This window comes from Archangium sp. (assembly GCF_045802675.1).
In the GTDB taxonomy this organism is placed as follows: domain Bacteria; phylum Myxococcota; class Myxococcia; order Myxococcales; family Myxococcaceae; genus Archangium.
Window position 1 is genome coordinate 58,634 of the sequence record NZ_JBJMQO010000089.1, and the last position, 23,786, is coordinate 82,419.

General features: G+C 70.1%; 15 protein-coding genes. 11 read left to right on the top strand and 4 right to left on the bottom strand.

Going from position 1 to position 23,786, the window contains the following annotated elements:
• Positions 1-22: 22 nt before the first annotated feature.
• The 6 genes from ACJ8AN_RS25550 (at position 23) to ACJ8AN_RS25575 (ending at position 8,982) form a co-directional block, all read left to right on the top strand.
• A complete protein-coding gene (locus ACJ8AN_RS25550) occupies positions 23-961 on the top strand; it encodes a tetratricopeptide repeat protein (protein WP_407758077.1) in 939 nt (312 codons plus the stop codon).
• A gap of 13 nt (positions 962-974) precedes the next feature.
• Positions 975-3,023 (top strand): fibronectin type III domain-containing protein, encoded by a 2,049-nt coding sequence (locus ACJ8AN_RS25555; protein WP_407758078.1) that lies wholly within the window; start codon positions 975-977, stop codon positions 3,021-3,023.
• 136 nt (positions 3,024-3,159) lie between these two features.
• Entirely contained in the window at positions 3,160-4,932 is a 1,773-nt protein-coding gene (locus ACJ8AN_RS25560; protein ID WP_407758079.1) for an MYXO-CTERM sorting domain-containing protein, read from the top strand.
• A 97-nt stretch (positions 4,933-5,029) separates the two neighbouring features.
• A complete protein-coding gene (locus ACJ8AN_RS25565) occupies positions 5,030-5,821 on the top strand; it encodes an SDR family oxidoreductase (RefSeq protein WP_407758080.1) in 792 nt (263 codons plus the stop codon).
• A gap of 224 nt (positions 5,822-6,045) precedes the next feature.
• Complete coding sequence (dacB, locus tag ACJ8AN_RS25570) at positions 6,046-8,280, top strand: D-alanyl-D-alanine carboxypeptidase/D-alanyl-D-alanine-endopeptidase (RefSeq protein ID WP_407758081.1); 2,235 nt, start codon at positions 6,046-6,048, stop codon at positions 8,278-8,280.
• Between the two features lie 183 nt (positions 8,281-8,463).
• Positions 8,464-8,982 (top strand): single-stranded DNA-binding protein, encoded by a 519-nt coding sequence (locus ACJ8AN_RS25575; protein ID WP_407758082.1) that lies wholly within the window; start codon positions 8,464-8,466, stop codon positions 8,980-8,982.
• Between the two features lie 117 nt (positions 8,983-9,099).
• Here the strand turns inward: ACJ8AN_RS25575 and ACJ8AN_RS25580 are convergent, their stop codons facing one another.
• Entirely contained in the window at positions 9,100-9,816 is a 717-nt protein-coding gene (locus tag ACJ8AN_RS25580) for a succinate dehydrogenase (RefSeq protein ID WP_407758083.1), read from the bottom strand.
• A gap of 258 nt (positions 9,817-10,074) precedes the next feature.
• Between ACJ8AN_RS25580 and ACJ8AN_RS25585 the strand changes: the two genes are divergently transcribed.
• The 5 genes from ACJ8AN_RS25585 (at position 10,075) to ACJ8AN_RS25605 (ending at position 17,657) form a co-directional block, all read left to right on the top strand.
• Positions 10,075-10,974: an Hsp33 family molecular chaperone HslO gene (locus tag ACJ8AN_RS25585; RefSeq protein WP_407758084.1), complete on the top strand. Its 900-nt coding sequence runs from the start codon at positions 10,075-10,077 to the stop codon at positions 10,972-10,974.
• 87 nt (positions 10,975-11,061) lie between these two features.
• A complete protein-coding gene (locus ACJ8AN_RS25590) occupies positions 11,062-11,781 on the top strand; it encodes a phosphoribosyltransferase family protein (protein WP_407758085.1) in 720 nt (239 codons plus the stop codon).
• Between the two features lie 19 nt (positions 11,782-11,800).
• Entirely contained in the window at positions 11,801-13,717 is a 1,917-nt protein-coding gene (selB, locus tag ACJ8AN_RS25595; RefSeq protein ID WP_407758086.1) for a selenocysteine-specific translation elongation factor, read from the top strand.
• Positions 13,714-16,227: an ATP-binding protein gene (locus ACJ8AN_RS25600; protein ID WP_407758087.1), complete on the top strand. Its 2,514-nt coding sequence runs from the start codon at positions 13,714-13,716 to the stop codon at positions 16,225-16,227. The genes selB and ACJ8AN_RS25600 overlap by 4 nt, the downstream gene beginning before the upstream one ends.
• A gap of 41 nt (positions 16,228-16,268) precedes the next feature.
• Entirely contained in the window at positions 16,269-17,657 is a 1,389-nt protein-coding gene (locus ACJ8AN_RS25605; protein WP_407758091.1) for a sigma-54-dependent transcriptional regulator, read from the top strand.
• 1,676 nt (positions 17,658-19,333) lie between these two features.
• Here the strand turns inward: ACJ8AN_RS25605 and ACJ8AN_RS25610 are convergent.
• The 3 genes from ACJ8AN_RS25610 to ACJ8AN_RS25620 all read right to left on the bottom strand — a co-directional run.
• Positions 19,334-20,896 carry an NADH-quinone oxidoreductase subunit N gene (locus ACJ8AN_RS25610; RefSeq protein WP_407758088.1) on the bottom strand — a complete coding sequence of 521 codons (1,563 nt, stop codon included), beginning with the start codon at positions 20,894-20,896 and terminating at the stop codon, positions 19,334-19,336.
• A gap of 15 nt (positions 20,897-20,911) precedes the next feature.
• Positions 20,912-22,600 (bottom strand): NuoM family protein, encoded by a 1,689-nt coding sequence (locus ACJ8AN_RS25615; protein WP_407758089.1) that lies wholly within the window; start codon positions 22,598-22,600, stop codon positions 20,912-20,914.
• A partial coding sequence (locus ACJ8AN_RS25620) for a proton-conducting transporter membrane subunit (RefSeq protein ID WP_407758090.1) occupies positions 22,597-23,786 on the bottom strand: 1,190 nt, incomplete at its 5' end. The genes ACJ8AN_RS25615 and ACJ8AN_RS25620, both read right to left, overlap by 4 nt.

A 23,786-nucleotide genomic window follows, 5' to 3' on the forward strand; every position in this document is an offset into this window, starting at 1 on the left:
CATTTCAGGAGCCATCATCGTCATGTCCCTGCGCCCGCTCTTGTTGCTGCTGTGGCTCGTCCCCATGTCCGCATGGGCGGCGAAGATGCCGGGCATCCGGCTCTACGAGCAGGGCGAGTACGCCAGGGCGAGCCGCTCCCTGAAGGCGGAGCTCAAGAACCGCCAGCGCTCCGAGGCGGAGCTCGCCCGCGCGCGCGTCTACCTCGCCGCCTCGCTGCTGGCGCTCGGCAAGAAGAACGAGGCGCGCCAGCAGCTCGAGCAACTGGCCCGGAGCACTCCGGAGCCCCAGGTGGACCCCGCCATCTTCCCGCCCGAGCTGGTGGAGCTGGAGAAGGATGTGCGCGGCAAGCTGCAGGCCACGCGTCCTCCCGTGGCGCCGGATCAGGCCGAGAAGGATCGGCTCGCCGCCCTGGAGGCCGAACGGCTCAAGCGCGAGCAGGAGGAGGCCGAGCGGCTCGAGCGCGAGCGGGAGGCGGCCCACAAGCCCCCGGTGGTGGTGGAGCAGCGGCCCGTGGAGCCGGAGTCCCAGGGCCCCGAGTCCGAGGACGAAGCGCCCTCCACCTTCCGGCTGCGTCCGGAGGTCGTCGGCTTCGGCGACATCGCGGGGCAGTTGTCGTCCGGGAAGTCCTCGGTGGGACTGGCGGCGGGCCTCACCGTGGGCAGCGGGCTCTTCGAGGGCAGCGCGCGGGCACTGCTCGGCGACCACCCCGCGGTGGAGTTGGACGCGGCGCTCGTCTTCGGCCAGGGCTTCTTCCAGCCGCGGGTGGGCCTGCGGGGCACGCTCGTTCCGGGGCTGTCCTCCACGGGGTTCGGGGGCGGCGTGGTGCTGGGCGCGCGGCTGGCGCTCTCCTCGCGCCTCATCGCGCTGGTGGACGTGAGCGCCCAGAAGTTCTCCGTTCCCGAGGGCTACCGGAACTTCGCGGTGACGGGAGCGGCGGGCGTGGGTTTCAATCTGTTCTAGGGGGATGACTGTCGTGTCCGCTCGTATCTCTCGTGGCGCAATCCTGGCCGCCACCCTCGTTCCGTTCGTGCTCGCGGCGCTGCTGACTCCGTCCCTCGCGCGGGCCTGGTCCCCCTCCATCACCTCGAACACGTACCTGGGCGGCCGCGGCGGTGACGAGCTGCAAGGCGTCGTGACGAACGACCAGGGCCAGGTCTTCGTGGTGGGTCAGACGGGCTCGGACAATTTTCCGGGCGGCGCGGGCCTGTCCTCCCTCAATACGAACAGGGATGTGCTCGTCGGCAAGTTCGAGAACGGGACGCTGACGTGGTCGCGGGCGTTCGGCGGCGACGGTGACGACACCAGCATCGATGTGCGGCTGGTCCCCAACACCTCGGGGCAGGAGGTGTACGTCGTGGGGACGATCAAGCTCCCCACCTCCAGCGTCCATACCACTCCCGGCTCCAGCACGGTCTCCCCCGTTCGCGGGTACCAGGGAGGCACCTCGGATGCCTTCCTCGCGCGGGTGAACGCCCAGGGACAGTTGCGGTGGCTGCTGTACCTGGGAGGCGCCGCTGCGGACGAGGGCTCGGCGCTGGCCGTGTCACCCGATGGCAGCAAGGTCTACGTGGGCGGAAGGACCACCTCGGCTCCCAGCACCTTCTCCCCGGCCGCGGCCGGCAAGCAGGGCTCCACCGGCTCCGTCTACGATGGGTTCGTCACCCAGGTGGATGTCTCCAACGCGGACAACCCGGTGGCCGGGTGGACCCGCGTGTTCGGCACCATCGGGGATGATGCGTTGGCCTCGGTGGTGTTCATGAACGACGCGCTCTACGTGGGAGGAACCGTGAGCGCGGACATCGTGGACACCGATGCCAGTTTCGCCACCTTGCTGACGTCGAGCTTCCACGGTGGGAAGGCCGATGGCTTCGTCGCGAAGCTGGAGAAGACGGGGGGCGGCGTCGTCTGGTTCAACAACGTGGGCACGGGTGCCTATGAAGAGGTCTACGAGGTCCTGGCGGCGCCCAGCAACACGGAGCTCATCGTCGTGGGCATCACGGACTCCCCGGCCTTCATCGAGGCCGGCTCCGCCAGCAGCAAGGTGGACATCGTCGTGTTCCGGATGTCCTCGGCGGGCGACATCACGCCAGGAGGAGGGCATCGGCTGAGCGGGGACGGCAACGAGCGCATGTCCGACAAGTCCGCCAATCTGCCAGGCCAGAGCCACGCCACGCTGGATGCGCTCGGCAACGTCTACATCTCGGGAAGGACGTCGAGCGATTCGACGGATGGCTTCGCCGTGAACGCCTTCGACAGCTCCTACGCGGACAACACCTCTGGGGGGACGACCCACAGCGACGGCTTCGTCGCCATGGTGGATTCCACCCTGTCGCGCACCGTCTGGGCCTCCTACGTGGGTGGAACGGCGAGCAGCGACGAGTGGGTGTTGGGCGTGTCCGCCGGACCGGAGGGGAAGCTCACGTTCGTGGGGTACTCCGACGCGGACGACGTGCTGCCCCGAATGGATCTGGGGGGCTATGACATCTCGCCCAACGGCCTGACGGACGGCGTCCTCATGAGCCTGGACGTGGACCGCTCGGGGCCCATCTTCCAGGGCCAGGTGAGCACCGAGGTCTCCGCCCAGGGCACCCTCAGCGCCTCCTGGGTGGGTTTCTCCGACCCGGAGACCCTCGTGTCCGGCTACCAGTGGGCCGTCACCCCGAGCGGGGAGGACGGAGGTGTGGTGGTGGAGGACGGCGGCTTCAAGTCCGTGGAGTCCAACGTCACCGCCATTCCCCCCGAGGACCGCCCCACCCTGACGCCGGGCAAGACGTACGTCGTCACGGTGCGTGCCTTCAACGGTGTGGGCGTCAGCTCCGAGCGCAGGTCCGATGGCGTGACCTGGCAGCCCCCGGACGGGGGGATCGGGAACACGCCGGGGGAGACGGGGTCGCCGGGCGAGGTGCTGTCCCCGCTCGGCTGGGGTTGCGCTAGCACGGGCGGTGGCGCCATGGCGGGCGCGCTCGGGCTGGTGGCCGTGACCCTGCTGTCCGTGCGCCGCATGCGCCGCGGCGGGCAGTAGGGGGCCCGGGGCGCTGGCCGTGCGCCAGCGGCCCGGAGCGGCTCTCTTCTGGTGGGGTGGGCTATAAGGGGCGCCCCGTACTGGCACCGTCCGCCCTCGGAGGCGGTGGTGTGCTCCCGCGGGAGAGGAGTCTTTCGTGTCGCGTCGTGTCCGCGGTGTGCTGGCCGCTGCCAGCGCTGTCCTCGTGTCCTGGGTGGCGGCGAGCCAACCCCGCTCCTCCTCCGAGCTCACCGTGGCTGCCGCAGGAGACCCGCGAGTCCTCTGGAACACGTACCTCGGCGGGACGGGGACCGATGTGCTCCATGACATCGAGCGCAACGACGCGGGGGATGTCTTCATCGTCGGCACGGTGGACAACGCCGCCGTGTTCCCGGAGGGGTCCACCACGATTGGAACGACGAGTGGCTCCAGTGTGCTCGTCGTCAGCTTCCACGCGGATGGAGGGTTTGCCTGGGCGGCGCACATGGGCGGCGGCGATCGCGACGAGGGCAAGGCGCTCGTGCTCGGCCCGGCGGGCGAGGTGTACGTCGCGGGCACGACCTGGTCGGCGGACTTTCCCGGTGCCCCCGCGACGCCGCTCCCGGATGGGGGCACGCCGGGGGACGCGGCAGATGGCTTCCTCGTCAAGCTCTCGCCCAAGGACCAGTCGCTCGAGTGGAGCCTGCGCTTCGGCGGGAGCGGGCACGATGAGATCCACGACATGATCCTCGGGGCCAACGGCAGGTTGTATGTCGCCGGCGAGACCACGTCGGACGATCTGCCGCGAGCGGCTCCCTCGACGGCGCAGGGCACCGAGGCCTTCGCCAGCAGCTTCGATCTCAGCACGGTCCCGGCGGACGTGTCCTGGACGCACCTCTTCGCGGGTGTGGGGGATCAGGTCGCGTACGGCATCGCGGCCGTCGTGAGTGCATCCTCCGAGCTCGTCTACATCACGGGGCGCGCGCCCAACGGCGGCCAGGGAGATGATGCCTTCGTGGCGGGGTTCTTCGCCAGCAACGGCAACCCCTACGGCACGCTGTACCTGGGGGGGTCGGGCAATGACGAGGGGCGCGCGATCGTCGCGATGAAGAACGGCACGTCCGGTGAACCGTCGGCGACGCCGCCGTTGGTGGTGGTGGGAACCAGCAGGTCTCCCATGTTCCTGGACGCGGGGACCCTGGGGGGCACGTCCGATGTCTTCGTCGCGGCGGTGAATGCCGGGCTCTTGGCGGCGCCGTCCGTGCGTCGCTCGATGCTGCTGGGCGGGTCGGATCGGGACGAGGGCCTGGCCGTCGCGGTTGGTGGCCCCGACGACGGGGACATCTACGTGGGTGGTACCACGCGCTCGACCAACCTCCCGCTGGACGGAGGGTTCGATTCGTCACTGGGCGGCACGGGGGAGGGCTTCGTGACCCGGGTGCGGCTGGAGGCGGACCCTCCGGAGCAGTGGAGCTCCTACGTAGGAGGCGGCTTGGACGATTCGGTCCAGGCCTTGAACGTCGATACGGGGAGCAGCCTCCTCATCGGCGGGTCCACCTTCTCGACGGACCTGCGGTACGTCAACGAGGGTCATGCCCTGGAGAAGACGAAGGGGTCCTTCTCGGACATGTTCCTCCTGTCGGTGGGGCCCCAGGCTCCACCCTCGGGCGCGGATGGAGGCGATGGGGGAGAGCAGCCCGGCGCGGATGGAGGGGATGGGGGAGAGCAGCCCGGCGCGGATGGGGGGGATGGGGGAGAGCAGCCCGGCACGGATGGGGGGGATGGGGGAGAGCAGCCCGACGCGGGGACGCCGGAGTTGCACTCTCCGCTGGGCTGGTCCTGTGGCGCCAGCGGCGGCCAGGGCGGGCCGGGAGCGCTCGCGCTGGTAACGCTCGTGGGGCTGGGGCTGCTCGTCTCGCGCCGCCGGAAGGACGCGTCTTCTCGCGCGTAGACCGGCTCGGGCCGCTGCTCCGTGCGTCGGCCCGTGCTGCGAGTGAGCGGGCCCGTCATTACCCTTGCCCGCATTTCCGCGCGGAGGTGACAGGCACATGGCGAAGGCGACGGGCACGGCGCTGGTGACGGGAGGCAACCGGGGAATCGGGCTCGAGGTGTGCCGGCAGCTGGGTCGGCTCGGCATGCGGGTGCTGCTCACGGCCCGGGACATCGCCGAGGGCTCCAAGGCCACCGCCGCGCTGCGCGCCGAGGGCCTGGACGTCTCCTTCGAGCCGCTCGACGTCGCCTCCCAGGAGAGCATCGGCAACCTGGCGGACCGGCTCGGGCGGCAGGGCGTGCGGCTGGCGGCGCTCGTCAACAACGCGGGCATCGCCATGGAGGGCTTCGACGCGAACGTCGCCGAGCGGACGCTCGCCGTGAACTTCCTCGGGGCGATGCACGTCACCGAGCGGCTGCTGCCCCTGATGGAGGAGCATGGCCGCCTCGTCATGGTGTCGAGCGGGGCGGGCGAGCTGGAGGGCTTGGCCGCCTCCATCCGCCAGCGAATCGATCCGCCGCCGCCGAAGGAGGAGCTGGTCGCGTTCCTGCGCACCTTCATCGACGAGGTGCGCGGCGGCCAGTACGCGGCGAAGGGCTGGCCGGGCTCGGCCTACCGGGTCTCCAAGCTGGGCCTCAATGCCCTCACCCGCCTGCTCGCCGAGGAGCTGCGGGCGCGTCACCTGCTCGTCAACGCCGTGTGTCCCGGCTGGGTGAAGACGCGCATGGGCGGCTCGCAGGCGCCGCGTGGGGTGGAGGAGGGGGCGGACACCATCGTCTGGGCCGCGACACTTCCTCCGGACGGGCCCTCGGGTGGTTTCTTCCGCAACCGCCGGGCGATTCCCTGGTAGTCAGTCGCGCGCCGGTACTCCCGTCCTGTCGGAGTCCCACTCACCCGCGTGCCCGCCTGGTCGCTCTTCTCGAGAAGCGAAAGAGAACACTGGTCCACAGATGGGGCAACGCTTTGCCGCCTGGTGGAAGACCGGGCGCCCTTCAGTCCGGTTCGCGCCGGGTGTCTCCCTTGCCGCTCCCCAGTCCCCCTCCCATAATGGCCGCCACCTTCCCCGGAGAGCACGTGCAGGTCCACCGAGCCAGAACACTCTTGGCCGTGACGGTTGCCCTTTTCGTCACGCTTCCGCGTGCGGGTGCCGCCGCCGCGGACGACAAGAAGCGCGCTGAACGCGAGGCGCTCAAGGCTTCGCTGATGCAAGTGCTGCAACGCGAGCCCCTCAACGCCAGCCGCGTCGGCGTCCACATGATGAGCCTCGATGACGGCACCGTGGTGTTCAGCCACAACGCCGACGAGCTGCTCAACCCCGCCTCCAACGTGAAGCTCGTTACGTCCGCGGCCGCGCTCGTGACGCTCGGGCCCGAGTACCGCTACGAGACCGAGTTCCTCGTGGAGACGGAGTCCGACGGCATCAAGGCCAAGACGCTCTACGTGCGGGGCAAGGGTGACCCCACCATCAACACCGAGCGCCTCTACGGCATCGTCGCCGAGCTCTTCCACACCGGCCTGCGCGAGGTGCAGGACATCATCGTGGACGACGCGTGGTTCGACGCCGAGCGCACTCCGCCGGGCTTTGATCAGGAGGACTCGGACCGGGCCTACATGGCGCCCACGGGCGCGCTGAGCCTCAACTGGAACGCGGTGGGCGTGTTCCTGCGCCCCGGTGACACGATGGGCGCCAAGGGCGTGGTGGAGGTGGAGCCTCCGAGCGACTTCTTCGTGGTGGAGAACACGCTGACCACCGGCAACGCCCGGGCGCGCCGTTTCTCGGTGTCCTCGGACGCCGCGGGGGCGCAGCAGAAGATTGTGGTGAAGGGCCAGGTGCCGCAGGCCGGCGGCTACATGAGCGTGTACAAGAAGATCGACAACCCGCCCATGTACTTCGGCCAGACGTTCAAGCAGATGCTGCTGGCGCGGGGCGTGAAGGTGAAGGGCAAGGTGAAGCCGGGCCTCACGCCCCAGAAGGCGAAGCTGGTGTACGTGTCGCACTCGGACACCTTCGACATCGTCCTCAAGCGCCTCAACAAGATGTCGAGCAACTTCATCGCCGAGACGCTCCTCAAGACGATGGGCGCCGAGGCGCGCGGGGTGCCGGGCACCTTCGGCAAGGGCATCGACGTGGTGGAGGACTTCCTCTCGCGCGAGGTGGGCATTCCCCGCGGCACGTACGTGATGAAGAACGGCAGCGGCCTCAACGACACCAACCGTTTCTCGGCCGCGCAGATGGACCGGATTCTCCGCTACATGTACGAGCGCTTCCCCATGGCGCCCGAGTACCTGTCCTCGCTGGGCATCGCCGGCAAGGACGGCACGCTGAAGTACCGCTTCGACGGTACGGAGGCGGTGGGCCGGCTGCGCGCCAAGACGGGCACGCTGGAGAACGTGTCGGCCCTCAGCGGCTACGTGCAGGCGGCGGGCGGGGAGAAGTTCATCTTCTCCATGATGGTGAATGACTACCCGGGCCGCTCGGGGCCGGTGGTGCGCGGGCTGGACTCGCTGGGCGCGGCGGTGGCTTCGGTGGGCTCCACGATGGGCCCGGGGCGCACCGTGGCCGAGCTGGCCAGCGAGGAGAAGTCGACCTCGACCATGGCCGAGGTGACGAGCCGCGTGAAGACGTACCTGGCGCTGGGCAGCCAGCGGGATACGCGCAACATCGGTTTCCTGCGCACCGCGTGGCGCAGCGAGAGGGACCCCGCGGTGCGGGCGGTGGTGGCCGAGAGCCTCTACCAGTCCAACCCGCAGGACTACCTGGGGGTGCGCACGCTGCTGGACAGCTACTCGGCGGGCACGGACGTGTACGGGCGGCTGCGCTCGGTGGCGCGGGAGCTGTCGGTGGAGGTGCCGGGCCTGGGCTCCATGGTGGAGCTGGCGGCCAGCGGCAACGCCGAGGCGCTCTCGCGCGTCATCGAGCTGGCGGGTGCTTCCTCGGGCGATGCCGCCTCCGAGGCCGAGATGTCCGAGGGCCTGGGCGCGGTGGCGCGTACGGCGCCGGAGGAGCTGGTGCAGGCGCTGCGCACGGCCTCGGCGAAGGATCGCGAGGCGGCCACGGCGCTGCTGGCGCGCGGGCTGGTGCAGGCCAGCGACGCGGAGCACCCGTTCTGGAAGGGGCTGCGCAAGAGCCTGGGCTCCACGGACGCGAAGCTGGCGGAGTTCTCCCGCACGCTCGAGGGCACGCTGTCGCGCAAGGTGGCCGAGGAGAAGGCGCCCAAGCCGCAGCAGCAGGTGGTGGCCCCGGCCGCCTCCGTCCAGGTGGGTCCTGGCACCGTCGAGCGCACGGCCGAGACGCGTCCGGGCGGGTGAGGGCGCTGCTCGCTCGCTCCGTCTCCCTCCAGACAGCCAGGACGTGACCGGGTGAATCCCTGTTCAGGTGGGGACTCGCTCGGTATGCTATAGGGCGAGTCCGGTGGTGGGCCTCATGCCTGCCCCGGACGCAATGTCACCGGCCCGTGGTGGGCCGGTGCTCGTAGGAGAAAGGAAGGCGTCATGGCTGGAGGAGTCAACAAGGTCATCCTCATCGGCAACCTCGGCGCGGACCCGGAGGTGCGTTTCACCCCGGGCGGCCAGGCGGTAGCCAACTTCCGCATCGCGACCAGCGACACCTGGACCGACAAGAACGGCCAGAAGCAGGAGCGCACGGAGTGGCACCGCATCGTCGTGTGGGGGAAGCTCGCGGAGCTCTGCGGTGAGTACCTGAAGAAGGGCCGCCAGTGCTACGTCGAGGGCCGCCTGCAGACGCGCGAGTGGACGGACAAGGAGAACCGGAAGAACTACACCACCGAGGTGGTGGCCAACGCGGTGACCTTCCTCGGCGGCCGTGATGGCGCCGGAGCGGGCGGCGGGGGCGGCGGCGGTGGCCGCGGCTCCTCGCAGCAGCGCGGCGGTGGCCAGCAGGGCGGCGGGGGCGGCGGGTACGACGACTACGGCCCTCCCCCGGGCATGGACGAGGGCGGTGGCGGTGGTGGTGGCCAGCAGGGCGGCGGGGACGACGACATCCCGTTCTAGGCCGCGCGCTTCAGTCCCGAGCGCGGGTAGTCGCTGAAAGTGAAACGGCCGCTCCCGGGAGACCGGGGCGGCCGTTGTCTTTGCGGGCTCGAGCTGGAGGGCTCGGGGGGCGCCGCGTCAGTGCATGTCGCCGCGGGTGCGGACGATCTGCTCGCGCTCCTGGATGATCTGCTCGGTGCCACCGGCCTGGAACATGGCGAAGAGCACGCCCCAGCCCATGGCGAGCAGGACGAGGAAGATGCCGATGGACCAGGGCTCGAAGCGGCGCATGGAGCGCTCGGAGGAGAGGATGCCCCAGCCCATGGCGAAGCCCTGGATGCCATTGGCCAGGTGGTAGGCGGTGCCCAGCACGCCCAGCACGTAGACGATGAGCGTGGGCGTGTGCCAGCGCATCTCGTAGGCGATGGCGGCGAAGGGCTCGGCGGCGCCGTGCACCAGCCGCGGCTGGAGGAAGGCCAGCCAGATGTGGGCGCCCAGGAAGGCGAGCACGCCCAGGCCGGCCACGCGCTGAACGATGTACTTCACGTTGCCGTAGTACGGGTAGGCGCCGAGGTTGGGCTTGAAGCTGAAGATGCGCACCAAGCCCCAGCCGGTGTGGAAGAGCAGGGGCAGCATCACGATGAGGAAGGTGAGGGCCTGGGCGTAGGGGTGCTTGTACTGCGTCACCGCGGACTGCCAGGCCTGCCCACCCTGCCAGGCGGCGAGGTTGTCCCAGAGGTGGTTGACCACCCAGAAGCTCAGGGGCACCACGGCGAGGAACGAGCCCAGACGGGACTGGAGGAGCGGCGTCTTCTGGGAATGGGCGGTAGGAGCGGTAGCGGCGTGGGTGCTCATCGGTACTCCGGACATCGCGCGGTTGGGGGCCGCGTCGAGTGACAGACGGACGGACAGGGCGTTATAGCCCGTCCCGCGCGCAGGTAGGATTTTCTGCTATGAGGAGACGGAGCCGGGGCGCACGAAGGTATCAGCCCCGGTGATGCGTCCCAGGAGGCTCCGCTGGCCGCGCCCCGGGCAGGGGAGCCGCACCGCGCTTTGACCGCTCTTGGTCGTTGGCGAGCGGCGCGCGGGTGGGCACGCTACTTCCAAGAACTTATGGCCGATGAACTCGTCAGTGGATTGTTGAAGGAAACCGACCTGCGCGTGGTGCTCGTCACCGCCAGCGAGCTCGCTCGGAGGGCGCGCGAGCTGCACCACTCGGCGACGGCCTCGGCCGCGTTGATGGCGCAGGGCCTGACCGCCGGTGCGCTGCTCGCCTCGCTGCAGAAGAGCGACGCGCGCGTGAATCTCCAGCTCGAGTGCGATGGGCCCCTGCGGGGCCTCTTCGTGGACGGGGACAGCTCGGGCGTGCTGCGCGGCTACGCGAAGAATCCCCTCGTGTCCCACGTGGGCGGCGAGGGCGAGTACCACTGGCGCCCGGCGCTGGGGAACAAGGGCTTCCTCTCCGTGCTGCGCGACCTGGGCGGGGGCGAGTACTACCGCTCGTCGGTGGAGCTCGAGAGCTTCGAGCTGGCGAAGGACCTGGAGCGCTACTTCTCCATCTCCGATCAGTTGCCCACGCGCGTGTACCTCACCGTGCTGCCCACCCAGGCGGACGGGAAGCAGGAGCCGTTGGGGCTCGTGGCGGGCATGCTCCTGCAGCCGCTGCCGGATGGGGACCCGGTGGCCTTCCGGGAGCTCGGAGACCGGCTGGCCCGGGAGTTCGAGTCCACCGTGAAGGCGCACGCCGGGCAGGGGGCCACCGCGCTCCTCAAGACGTTGGTGCCCCATGCGGACCTGGAGATCATGTCGCGCTACCCCGTCTCCTTTACGTGCAGCTGCGGCAAGGACCGGGTGAAGCGGGCCCTGCTGTCCCTGGGGCGCGCGGAGCTGGAGGACATCCTCGCCAAGGAAGGCCAGGCCGAGGCCGACTGCCACTTCTGCACGACGCACTACGTCGTCTCGGGCGACGAGATTCGCGCGCTGCTGGCGGAGCTGGCCCAGCCCACGAGTTGAGCAGGCGGGCAGGCTCCGGTGGGAGTGGCGGCCTCGCGCCGCCCGGGGTATGACGCCTCCCCGCTACCCCACACCGGAGTCTTCGCCGTGGCCACCAAGCGGGCAACGCCCAAGGCAACGCCCTCCAAGGCACCTCCTTCGAAGGCGGCTGCCACGAAGTCCCCTTCCCTGAAGGCCCTCTCCAAGAGCGCGACCGCGAAGGGCAAGCCCTCGCGGAAGCAGGTGGAGAAGCTCGTCTCCATCCCCTCGGACATGATCCTCGCGCCCCAGGTGGAGGCGCCGCGCCAGCTCACCGGGCGCGACCAGTCGAGCTCCAACCGGAGCGTCCAGGAGCTGTCCTGGGCGGAGTTCGATCGCGCGGTGCAGAGGCTCGCGCGCACCATCAGCCAGTCCTTCAAGCCCCAGGCGGTGGTGGGCGTGGCGCACGGCGGGGTGTTCGTGGGCGGGGCGCTCTCGAGCGCGCTCGGCTGCGACTTCTACCCGGTGCGCATCAGCCGCCGCAGCCGGGACAAGGGCGCCACCAAGCCCAAGCTGAGCGGGGAGATGCCGCGCGAGCTCAAGGGCAAGCGCGTGCTCATCGTGGACGACGTCGTCTCCAGCGGGGACACGCTGGAGCTGGCCACCGCGCTGGCGCAGAAGGTGGGCGCCCGCGAGGTGAACACCGCCGCCCTGGTGGCCCGCCCCGGCGGCTTCACCCCGAGCTTCTGCGCGCTGCCCACCGACACGCTCGTCGTCTTCCCCTGGGACTACGAGGCCGTCACCGAGGACGGGCGCTTCGACGTGGACCCGGACAAGGCGGGCGCCTGACCCGGGAGAGCGGAGCGAGATGATCATCGGTACCGCGGGGCACATCGATCACGGCAAGACGTCACTGGTCAAGGCGCTCACCGGTATCGACACCGACCGGCTGAAGGAGGAGAAGCGCCGGGGGATTACCCTGGAGCTGGGCTTCGCGCACCTGAAGCTCGACGACGGCACGGTGGCGGGCGTGGTGGACGTGCCCGGGCACGAGCGCTTCGTCAAGGCGATGGTGGCGGGTGCCGGCGGGGTGGACCTGGCGGTGCTGGTGGTGGCGGCGGACGAGGGCGTGATGCCCCAGACGCGCGAGCACCTGGACATCTGCCGGCTGCTCGGCGTGAAGGCCGGCGTCATCGCGCTCACCAAGTCGGACCTGTTGGCGGAGCTGGGCGCCGAGTGGCGCGCGCTGGTGGAGGCGGACCTGGCCACGCTGGTGGCGGGCACCTTCCTGGAGGGCGCGCCGGTGGTGCCCGTCTCGTCGAAGACGGGGGAGGGGTTGCCCCAGCTGCGCGCCGCGCTCACCCGGGCCGCGCAGGGGCTGCCCACGCGCCCCTCCGAGGGCCCCGCGTTCCTCCCGGTGGACCGGGCCTTCACCATCAAGGGCTTCGGCACGGTGGTGACGGGCACGCTCTTGTCGGGGGCCTTGGCGGTGGAGGACGCGGTGTCGCTGCTGCCGGGCCTGCCGGGCCCCCTGCGCGTGCGCGGGCTGCAGATGCACGGCGAGCCGGTGCAGAAGGTGCTGGCGGGCCAGCGCACCGCGGTGAACCTGACGGGCGTGGAGCCCGAGGCGATTGCCCGCGGCATGGTGCTGGTGAAGGCCGGCGAGGTGCCCGAGACCTCCATGCTGGATGTGGAGCTGAACCTGCTGCCCGCGGCCGAGGAGTCGCTGCCCCGGCGCCGCAAGCTGCTCTTGCACCTGGGCACGGCGCAGGTGGAGGCCACGGTGGCGCTGCTGGATTTGGAGAAGCTGGAGCCCGGTGAGACGGCGCTCGCGCAGCTGCGCCTGTCCGAGCCGATGGCGGCGTTGCCGGGCCAGCGCTTCATCCTCCGGGGCTCGCGCGTGTTGCCGGGGCGGGGTGCCACGCTGGCGGGTGGGCGCGTGCTGTCCATCACCCCGCCGCGCCGCCGCAAGGGTGGCTCCGAGGTGGTGGCCCCGCTGCTGGAGGCGGACGCGGGTGGCCAGGTGGCGTGGTTGCTGCGCCATGCGGGCTACCGGGGCCTCACGCAGCAGGAGCTCTTCGCGCGCTCGGCGCTGGCGCCCAAGGTGCTCTCCCGGGCGCTGGAGCTGCTCGGCACGCGGGGCGCGGCGCTGCTGGTGGACCGGGAGCGGCGGCTCTACCTCTCGGGGGAAGTATTCGAGGGCCTGCAGGCACGCGCCCTGGCGCTGCTGGCCGCCTTCCATGAGCGCGAGCCGCTGCGCGAGGGCCTGTCGCGCGAGGAGCTGCGCCAGCGGCTCTCCGGCGAGCTGGACGCGCGCATCTTCGCCCGGGTGGTGCAGGCGCTGACGGACGCGGGGAAGGTGGAGGTGGACAAGGAGGTGGTGCGTCTCAAGGGGCGGGGCCGTACGCTCTCCCTGGACGAGGACGCGGCGCGCACGCGGCTGGTGGTGGACCTGTCCGCGGCGGGGCTCGCGCCGCCCACGCTCAACGAGCTGGCCGAGCGGTTGCGGTTGCCGGCCCTCCGGGTGCAGGAGTTGCTGAAGGTGGCGATGGCGGAGGGACGGGTGGTACGGGTGAGCGAGGAGCTCTTCTTCGATGCGGGGGCCCTGGCCGGGCTGAAGGAGCGGCTGGTTGCCCACCTTCGCGAGAAGAAGGAGATTTCCACCCAGGCCTTCAAGGAAATGGTCGGGCAGAGCCGGAAGTTCGTCATTCCCCTCTCGGAGTACTTTGATCGGGAGAAGGTGACACTCCGGGTCGGAGAGAAGCGGGTCCTGCGGCGCGCATGACGACGAAGCGTTACAGCGAAGCGGCCCTGCGGGCCCTCATCGAATCCTTTGGCAATCCCATCTACGTGGCCCAGGAGGGCCGGGTGCGGATGGCCAACGAGGCCTATTGCGACATGCTGGGGCTGGGCCGGGAGCAGGTGGAGGGCCGCTTCTTCCTGGACTTCGTCCATCCGGAGGATCGGGCGCGCTTCGAGGAGCGCTACCGCCAGCGCCAGCTGGGGACGCTGACGGAGCCGGACCCCCGGCGCTACGTGCTGCCGCCGCGGCCGGGCCGGGAGCCGTGCGAGCTGGCGGTCCACGTGCAGGAGGTGGAGCTGGAGGAGAGTGGCCGGGCGGCGCTCATCACCGGCGTGGTGCTGGGCGCGCGTCCGGCCGAGCTGGAGGTGGCCGAGCGTCTGGTGGAGACGTCCGCGGAGCTCGTCGCGGCGCGCTCGGAGGATGCGGTGCGGCGCGTGGCGCAGGTGGGCCTCACCACCGCGGGCCTCTCCGCGCGCTTCCTGGTGCGCGACGGCGAGCACTTCACCGCCCGGGATGGGGCGACGCCGCCAGCGCATGGGGAGCTGGGCCTGCGCGCGCTGTCCGAGGGGCGGCCCGTCTTCGGTCCCTTCCAGGGCGGCGTGACGCCCGTGTACCTCCCGCTGGGCACCACGCTCTCGGAGGTGCTGTGGGTGTGCGGGATGGGGCTGTCGCCCTCGTTCGGCTCGGTGCTGGCGCTCTTCGCCAAGGTGGTGGGGGCCGCCCTCACCGACGCGCGCCTGCTGGCCGACGTGGAGCGGGGCCGCTGGGAGATGGTGGCCGTGGCCGAGGCGGCGCGCTTCGTCGCCCAGCCGGAGCCGCCCTCGCCCGAGGACTTCCTCTCGCGCCTGGCCACGCTGCTGGGGGCCGACGCCGTGCTGCTGTATGTCCCCGCCTCGCCCGAGGGCGAGCTGGTCCTCACCGCGCAGGTGGGCCTGGACGGCGCGCTGCGGGACGTGCTCGCCGCGCCGCTGGGGGGCATGTCGCCCTCGTCGGCGGTGGCCCGGGGCGCGGTGCTCTCCACCCAGGCCGAGGAGAGCGTGCTGTTGGCGGCCTCCGGTGGGCGCCTGGGTTGTGGCGCGGCGATGCGCCTGATGCACGGCGGCCACGCGCGCGGGCTCCTCCAGGTGTTGCGGCCGCCGGGGCGCCCCTTCAGCGGAGCGGATTTGCGGCTGCTGGGCCCGCTCTCCGAGCTGCTGATGACGCTGTTGGATCAGCGCCGCCTGCGCTCCGAGTCCGCCCGGCAGCTCGCCGACACGCGCCTGCTGCTGGACCTGGCGCGCACCACCACCGCCACCCTGGAGGTGGCCAGCATCCTGGACGTGGCCTCGGACTTCCTCGTCAAGCTGCTGGACGTCTCCAACTGCTTCATCCTCCTGCACGACGAGCAGGCCGGGGTGTTGCGCGGCGCCGCCGCCTCGGCCACCCACCGCGACTTCTTCCGCGGCGTGGTCATCTCCGTGGACGAGCCCGTCAGCATCGCCGCGCGCGTGGCCCGCGAGCGCCGGCCCCTCGCCATCCCGGACCTCTCCCAGGTGGCGGAGCTGGAGAACCGCGAGCTCGTCCGCCGCTTCGAGGAGAAGGCCGTGCTGGCCCTGCCGCTCACCTCGCGCGAGGAGCTCATCGGCGTGGTGCTGCTGGACGACACGCGCCGGCCGCGCACCTTCGAGGCCGCCTTCGTCGAGCTGGCCGAGGCCACGTGCGGACAGATTGCCCTGGCCATCGCCAACGCGCGCCTCTACGAGTCGCTGTGGGCCTCGTACGCGGAGCTGGCCGCCGCCCGCGCGGAGATGGTCAAGCGCGAGCGCCTGGCCGCGCTCGGCGAGCTGTCGGCCATCGTGGCCCACGAGGTGCGCAACCCCCTGGGCGTCATCTTCAACGCCGTGGCCTCGCTGCGCCGGATGATCAAACCGGATGGCGACGCGGGCATGCTGCTGGACATCCTCGCGGAGGAGAGCGACCGCCTCAACCGCATGGTGGGCGACCTGCTGGACTACACCCTCCCGCGCGAGCCCATCCTGCAGCAGGAGGATGTTTTGAAAGTGCTCCAGGACGCGGTGGACGCGGCCAAGGCCCTGCAGGGCGGCACCAACCCCCGCATCAGCCTGTCCACCGAGGTGGCGCCGGAGCTGCCCCGCGTGCCCCTGGACCGGCGCCTCATCCGCCAGGCGCTCGTCAACGTGCTGGTCAACGCCATCCAGTCCATGCCGCAGGGGGGCCTCGTGCGGGTGAGCGCCCGCAGCGAGCCGCATGGGGGCAAGGAGCTGTTGCGCATCGACGTGGCGGACCACGGCTGCGGCATCCCCACCGAGCTGGTGCACCGCGTCTTCGAGCCCTTCTTCACCACCAAGGCCCAGGGCACGGGTTTGGGGCTCGCCGTGGTCAAGCGCATCATCGAGGAGCACCACGGGGAGATGTCCCTGGAGAGCGCTCCGGGCCGTGGCACCACCTTCACCTTCCGCCTTCCCCTCACCCAGCCGACGAGTCCGCCGTGAACGACGCCTCCACTCCGCTCCCGCGAGGTCGCATCCTGGTCGTGGACGACCAGCGCAACATGCGAGCCACCACCGCGCTCCTCCTGCGTGCCGAGGGCTATACCGTCTCGGAGGCCGCCAACGGCGAGGAGGCGCTCATGGCCCTGTCTGGCGGTGGCCTGGACCTGATGTTGACGGACCTGAAGATGGAGCCCATGGACGGGCTCACCCTCCTCAAGAAGGCGCTGGCGGTGGCGCCGCGGCTGCAGGTCATCATGATGACGGCCTTCGGCTCCATCGAGAGCGCGGTGGAGGCCATGCGCCAGGGGGCCTTCGACTACGTCACCAAGCCCTTCAAGGAGGGCGAGCTGCGCTTCCGGGTGGAGCGCGCGCTGGAGCGGGCGCGGCTGCAGCTCACGGTGGACAAGCTCGCCGACGATTTCAACGAGCGCCACGGGCTGAGCGCGCTGGTGGGCAGCAGCCCGGCCATGCGCGAGCTGACGAGCCGGCTGATGCGCGTGGCGCAGAGCGACGCCACGGTGCTGGTGCAGGGCGAGAGCGGCACGGGCAAGGAGCTCGTCGCGCGCGCGCTGCACGCGCACAGCCGGCGCAAGGGCAAGGCCTTCGTCCCCGTCAACTGCGCGGCCATCTCCGAGACGCTGCTGGAGAGCGAGCTGTTCGGCCACGCCAAGGGCGCCTTCACCGGCGCGGTGCGGGCCCGCCGCGGCCTCGTGGAGGAGGCGGACGGGGGCACGCTCTTCATCGACGAGGTGACGGAGACGACGCCCGCCTTCCAGTCCAAGCTGCTGCGCACCCTGCAGGACGGCGAGGTGCGGCGCGTGGGCGAGTCCACCGCCGTGAAGGTGGACGTGCGCATCGTCGCGGCCACCAACCGGGAGATTGAATTGGAGGTGCGCGAGAAGCGCTTCCGCCAGGATCTCTACTACCGGCTCAACGTGGTGACGCTGCGCGTGCCGCCCCTGCGCGAGCGCCTGGAGGATGTGCCGGCGCTGGCCATGCACTTCCTCGAGCGGGCCAACGCGCGCAGCCCCAACCCCAAGCGCCTGTCGTCGGCGGCGGTAGACCACCTGATGGGCTACGGCTTTCCCGGCAACGTGCGCGAGCTGGAGAACCTGGTGGAGCAGGCGGCGGCCCTGGCCGAGAGCGAGGAGCTGCTGCCCGAGGACTTCCCGCTGCGTCCCAGTGCGCGGGTGATGGCCGCGGGCCCGGTGGGGACGCCGGCACTGGTGGCCCAGGACGGGAGCACCCGCAGTCCCACGCTGGCCGAGGCGGTGGAGGACGCCGAGCGGCGCGCCATCGAACAGGCCCTGGAGCGGCACGGGACGGACCTGGGGCGCGTCGCCGAGGAGCTGGCCGTGTCCTCGACCACGCTGTGGCGGAAGATGAAGCGCCTCAACCTGCGTCCGCCCGGGGGCGAGCATCGGGAGTGAGGCGGTCCCCAGCAGGAATGCAATGCACGTTCTGTCGTGAAAATCAGAAGCACGCGGAACGATTGCGGATTTTCACATCTGCAAGAGGCTTTCAGGGCTGAAATGCACGGACGGGAATCGCGTGGGGCCTGCATCTGCTAAGTGTCTGAAGTTACTGGGTTCTGAGATTCCGGAAACGCTGGCACGGCGAGTGCTAAAGAGTAGACCCGGAGCACATCGACGTGGCGATGAAGGTGGTTCCCCCCCACCCCTTCAGCGCCTCCGATGAGCTTAATTTAGAAGAACCCGCGGCCCGGTCCCTTCCTGAGGTGACCGGGCCGCCTTCTTTTCCGGGTACGGGTTCCCGGAGCTGCTGGAGAGACGGTGGTTTTCAGATCTGCAAGGGGATTGCAGGGCTGCAATGCAGGGCTGAAAGCGGCGGAGCGGAGGGCGAGGGTGTCTTGGATGCCAAGAGCCTGAAAACACTGGGATTTGGAGGGGCGGGAGGGTTGGCACGGTGGGTGCTAAAGGGAAGGATGCGGAGCACGTCGAAGTGAGGCTGAAGGAGGTTCCCCCCCACCGCCTTCAGCGCTTCTGGTGAGCTTCCTGAGAAGAACCCGCGGCCCGGTCCCCTTCCTGAGGGTACCGGGCCGCCTTCTTTTCTGGGCTCGGGTCTCGGGCACGCACTCCGCGGGACTCGGGAGGCCTGGCCGCGGCGCTGGCGCCGTGCAGATCTGCAAGGGCATTTCAAGGCTGCAATGCAGGGCTGAAAGCGGTGGAGTGCCCAGTGGGCGCCCGTCGTGCCAGGTGCCCGGAATCATTGGGCTCTCAGGTTGCGAGAGGGCTGGCATGGCGGGTGCTAAAGGGAAGGGTACGGAGCACGTCGAAGTGAGGCTGAAGGAGGTTCCCCCCCACCGCCTTCAGCACTTCCGGTGAGCTTCCTGAGAAGAACCCGCGGCCCGGTCCCCTTCCTGAGGGTACCGGGCCGCCTTCTTTTCTGGGCTCGGGCCTCGGGCGCGCACTCCGCGGGACTCGGGAGGCCTGGCCGCGGTGCCGGCGCCGTGGCCGTGCAGATCTGCAAGGGCATTTCAAGGCTGCAATGCAGGGATGAAAGCGGCGGGGTGCACCGTGGGCGTCCGTCGCGCCATGTGCCCGGAATCATTGGGCTCTCAGGTCGCGAGAGGGCTGGCATGGCGAGTGCTAAAGAGAAGACACGGAGCACATCGAAGCGAGGCTGAAGGCGGTTTCCCCCCCACCACTTCAGCACTTCCGGTGAGCTTCCTGAGAAGAACCTGCGGCCCGGTACCCTCCTCGAGGATGCCGGGCCGCCTTCTTTTATAGGCTCTGGAGCCCGCGCTGGAGGGAAGGCGCGGCGGAGGGGCTTGCACCATGGGCCGATGTGCACGGCGAGGTGCCGGGGCTGCGGCCGGGGCGGGTGGAGGACCACGCGGACTTCGTCCGGCTGTTCGGCGAGCTGGGGGTGGAAGAGCCACCGCCGCCGCTGGACGTGTGGGTCTCGGAGCTGAGGGCGCGCGTTCTTCCTGGACGGACCGGAGGGCCCCGCTCACGGAGGCCTTCGCGTTGGTGCCGGGCAAGCGGGCCCGCTTCGCCACGCGGCGAGGCGCGCACCGGCCGCTGAAATGAAAACGCCCGGGCGGAAGCCGCCCGGGCGTGGGTGAAACCGGAAGCGTGGGGGCTCAGTGGGTGAACAGCGTGCCCGCCTGCTTGAGCCACTCGGCCACGGGGCCGGGGACGATGCCCAGCAGCACCACGGCGACGGTGGAGGCCACCAGGGCGACCTCGGTCATCCAGTGGCGCTCGAGGGTGTGAGCGCCCTCGGGGACGGGCCGCATGTACATGTAGACGACCACGCGCAGGTAGTAATAGGCGCCGGCCGCGCTGGCGAGCACTGCCACGATGGTGAGGCCCACCAGGCCCGCGTCCACGGCGGCGCGGAAGAGGATGAGCTTACCGAGGAAGCCGACGGTGGGCGGGATGCCGGCCAGCGACAGCATGAAGGCCGCCATGGCGAAGGCCCAACCCGGGCGGCGCTGCGCCAGGCCGCTGAAGCGCTCCAGGTCCCACGCGGTGCCCTTCTCCTCGTCCTCGCGGCGCTCGAGCACCGAGACGACGCCGAAGGCGCCCACCGCGGTGACGGTGTAGGCCAGCAGGTAGAAGAGGATGCCGCGCAGGGCGTCGACGCGGGCCGCGTCCGCGAGGCTGGCACCGACCACCGCGGTGGCGCCGAACAGGTGGAACTCCTGGCCCGGCTGCACGGTGAAGAGGGCCGCCACGCCCAGCAGCAGGTAGCCGGCATGGGCGATGGAGGAGTAGGCCAGCATGCGCTTGACGTTGCGCTGCGGGAGGGCCAGCAGGTTGCCGCCCACCATGGTGAGCAGCGCCAGGGTGGAGAAGATGACGAAGGGCAGCTTCGCACTGATGCCGCTGCCCACGGTGACGAACACGCGCACCAGGGCCACGAAGGCGGCGGCCTTCACGCCCGCGCTCATCACGGCGGTGACGGGAGTGGGAGCGCCCTCATACACGTCCGGCGTCCACATGTGGAAGGGCACCGCGGCCACCTTGAAGGCGAAGCCCGCGGCCACCAGCACCGCGCCCACGTAGACGAGCGCCCCGTTGTTGCTGGCCATCGCCACGCGCAGCGGCTGCACCATGTCCGGCAGCATCGTGGTGCCGGTGGCGCCGTAGAGCAGCGCCGCGCCGTACACGAGCACCGCCGACGAGAACGCGCCGAGGATGAAGTACTTGAAGCCCGCCTCGCTCGGCCGCGTGCCGCGCCGCAGGTACGCCGTCAGCGCGTAGGTGGCGATGGAGAGCACCTCGATGTTGACGAAGATGGTGATGAGCTCGTTGGACAGGCCCAGCAGGCTCATGCCCGCGCCGGCGAAGAGCATCAGCGCGTAGAACTCACCGCGCTCGGCTCCGCGCTTGCGCAGGAAGCCGGCCGCGGTGAGCGAGGCCAGCGCCAGCGACACGCAGACGATGAAGGTGAGGAAGCTGGAGAAGGGATCCAACACCCCGAAGCCGAGGAACACCGGGGCCGGCGGGTGCGAGAGCAGCGACACCGCGACGGCGCCGGCGATGATGGAGGTGAGGGTGGCGAGCACCGCTTGGTAGCTGCGCGAGGAACTGGCGGAGAGGAACACCTCCGAGATCAGCAGGACGCAGGCCCCCACCACCAGGATGAGGGCGGGCAGCATCGGGAGGAAGTCTGCCGACGTCAGGTTGGGCACGTTCATGATGGGGACTCTCGACTAGCGCCGGTCGGCGAGGGGACCCGCCGGCTGGGCAGTGGGGGCGGTGGCCACGCCGGAGGAGGGGGGCAGACCGATGACCGTCATCCGCACATCGCTCGGCTGCACCTGGCTGCCGGGGATGCCCACGTGGGCGCGGGTGACGAAGCGCTCGGAGGACGGGTTGAGGCGGTCCAGGAAGGGCTGCGGCATCAGGCCCATCACCAGCACGAGCACCAGGAAGGGCGCCACCGTGGCGAACTCGCGCAGGCTCAGGTCCGACAGGTGCTGGTTCTCGCGGTGGGTGAGGGGGCCGAAGAACACCTTCTGCACCATCCACAGCATGTACGCCGCGCCGAGGATGACGCCCAGCGCACCCAGCACGCCGAAGCCCAGGCCCAGGCTGCTCTTGAAGGTGCCCAGCAGCACCAGGAACTCGCCCACGAAGCCGTTGGTACCCGGCACCGCCACGGACGAGAAGGTGATGATGAGGAAGGCCGTCGTGTACACCGGCAGGATCTTCGCGATGCCGCCGTAGTCCGACATCAGGCGGCTGTGGCGCCGCTCGTAGAGGAAGCCGAAGAGGAGGAACAGCGCGCCGGTGGACACGCCGTGGTTGAGCATCTGGTAGGCGCTGCCGGTGGCGCCCTCGCCGGTGAGGGCGAGCATGCCCAGCATGCAGTAGCCCAGGTGGCTCACCGAGGAGTAGGCGATGAGCTTCTTGATGTCCCGCTGCGCCAGGCACATCAGCGCGCCGTAGACGATGCCAATCACCGCCAGGGCGGCGAGCACCGGACGGGCCTGGTGCGCGGCCGCGGGGAAGAAGGGAATCGCGTAGCGCCAGAAGCCGTAGGTGCCCATCTTCAGCATGACGCCGGCCAGAATCATGGAGCCGGCCACGGGCGCCTGCACGTGGGCGTCGGGCAACCACGTGTGCACCGGCCACATCGGCACCTTGATGGCGAAGGCCAGGGCGAAGGCGGCGAACATCCACGGGCCCCAGCGGTAGAGCATGCTGGCCATGCCGGTGAGGTTCGAGCAGTCGCCGGTCCCCATGCAGGCGGAGATCTGCCCGTTGGCGGCCACCAGGCTGTTGTAGATGGTGGCGTAGTCGAAGGAGCGGGTCGTCTGCGTGCTGCTGATGAAGTAGAGGGCGACAATCGCCACCAGCATCAGCAGCGAGCCCACCAGGGTGTAGAGGAAGAACTTCACCGCCGCCATCTGGCGATCCTCGGCGCCCCACACGCCCACCAGCAGGTACATGGGGATGAGCATCGCTTCCCAGAAGACGTAGAAGAGCAGCACGTCCAGGGACACCAGCGCGCCGAGCATCACCGTCTGCAGCACCAGCAGCGCGAGGTGGAACTCCTTCACGCGCTCGGTGATGTACGTCTGCGAGGCCATCACCACCAGGGGCCCCAGGAAGACGGTGAGCAGGATGAGGCTGATGGCCAGCCCGTCCACGCCGATGTGGTAGCTCACGCCCAGCTGCTGGAGCCACTGCGTGCGGTACTCGAGCTGGAACTCGGGGCCGCCCGGCTCGAAGCGCGCGTAGGCCCAGACACCGAACACCAAGTCCACCAGCATGCCGATGAACGTGATGGTGCGGATCTGCCCGCGCTCTCCGGCGGGCAGCATGCACACGAGCGCCGCGAAGAGCAGCGGCAGGTAGACGACGAGGTTGAGCAGATGGGTATCGAAGAAGCTCATTGCAGCACCTGGATGAGCGCGTACACCGCGCCGCCGAGCAGGGCCAGCGCCATCACCGCGGCATAGGCCTGTGCGTCTCCCGTCTGCACGTAGCGAAGGGCGCTGCCCACGCGGGTGGTCACCCACGCGGTACCGCGCACCGCCACCGTGTCGATGAGGACGGTGTCCACCAGCTTGTAGAGGATGGCGCTCACGTTCTTCACCGGCCGGATGACCAGGAACTCGTAGGCCTCATCCACGTAGAACTTGTTCTGCGTGAAGCGACGCACCGCGCGGGCGAAGGCCGGAGCCGGCTGGCCCACCCGCGAGGGGAAGAACCTCAGGTAGGCGAAGGCCGCCGTGCCGCCGCCGAACACCGCCACCAGCCACGCGAACACGTAGTCGCCCATGGCCGGCACGCTGTGGTCCAGCGTCACCTCGCCACCGCGCGAGGCGATGCGCTCGGCGCTGGCGAACACCGGGCCCAGGAAGTTCTCCATCACCGGCTGCATCACGTTGCCGCGCGGCATGAGCGGCAGCGCGTACACCAGTGACACCACGCTGAGCACCGCCAGCACGCCCAGCGGCAGCGTCATGTACCAGGAGCTCTCGTGCGCGTGGGCGATCTTCGCCTCCGGCGAGCGCTTGCCCTCGAAGGTGAGCAGATACACGCGCGACATGTAGAAGGCCGTGCACCAGGCGATGAGCAGGCCCACGTAGTACAGCCCGTGGGTGATGCCCTCGAGGCCGTGCAGGTGGTTGTGGTGCACGCCGTGGAAGATGGCGTCCTTGGAGAAGAAGCCCGAGAGCGGGACGATGCCGGTGATGGCCAGCGTGGCGATGAGGAAGGTGAGCCACGTCCAGCGCATCTCCTTGCGCACGCCGCCCAGCTTCTTGATGTCCGTCTCGTCCGCGTTGCCGTGCATCACGCTGCCGGCGCCGAGGAAGAGGCAGGCCTTGAAGAACGCGTGGGTGACCAGGTGCAGCACCGCTGCCCAGAAGATGCCCGCGCCCACGCCCATGAACATGATGCCCAGCTGGGACACCGTGGAGTAGGCGAGCACCTTCTTGATGTCGTCCTGCGCGAAGGCGATGAGCGCGGCGATGAGCGAGGTGAACGCGCCGATGCAGGCCACCGTCACCATGGCGGTGGGGCTGAGCACCAGCAGGTAGCTCATGCGGCTGAAGAGGTAGACGCCCGCGGTCA

Excerpts from the sequence above, each read along its gene's own strand:
- ACJ8AN_RS25610 (WP_407758088.1), bottom strand. The coding sequence starts at position 20,896 with ATGAACGTGCCCAACCTGACGTCGGCAGACTTCCTCCCGATGCTGCCC.
- ACJ8AN_RS25565 (WP_407758080.1), top strand. The coding sequence starts at position 5,030 with ATGGCGAAGGCGACGGGCACGGCGCTGGTGACGGGAGGCAACCGGGGA.
- selB (WP_407758086.1), top strand. The coding sequence starts at position 11,801 with ATGATCATCGGTACCGCGGGGCACATCGATCACGGCAAGACGTCACTG.
- ACJ8AN_RS25580 (WP_407758083.1), bottom strand. The coding sequence starts at position 9,816 with ATGAGCACCCACGCCGCTACCGCTCCTACCGCCCATTCCCAGAAGACG.
- ACJ8AN_RS25575 (WP_407758082.1), top strand. The coding sequence starts at position 8,464 with ATGGCTGGAGGAGTCAACAAGGTCATCCTCATCGGCAACCTCGGCGCG.
- ACJ8AN_RS25600 (WP_407758087.1), top strand. The coding sequence starts at position 13,714 with ATGACGACGAAGCGTTACAGCGAAGCGGCCCTGCGGGCCCTCATCGAA.
- ACJ8AN_RS25550 (WP_407758077.1), top strand. The coding sequence starts at position 23 with ATGTCCCTGCGCCCGCTCTTGTTGCTGCTGTGGCTCGTCCCCATGTCC.
- ACJ8AN_RS25615 (WP_407758089.1), bottom strand. The coding sequence starts at position 22,600 with ATGAGCTTCTTCGATACCCATCTGCTCAACCTCGTCGTCTACCTGCCG.
- ACJ8AN_RS25585 (WP_407758084.1), top strand. The coding sequence starts at position 10,075 with ATGGCCGATGAACTCGTCAGTGGATTGTTGAAGGAAACCGACCTGCGC.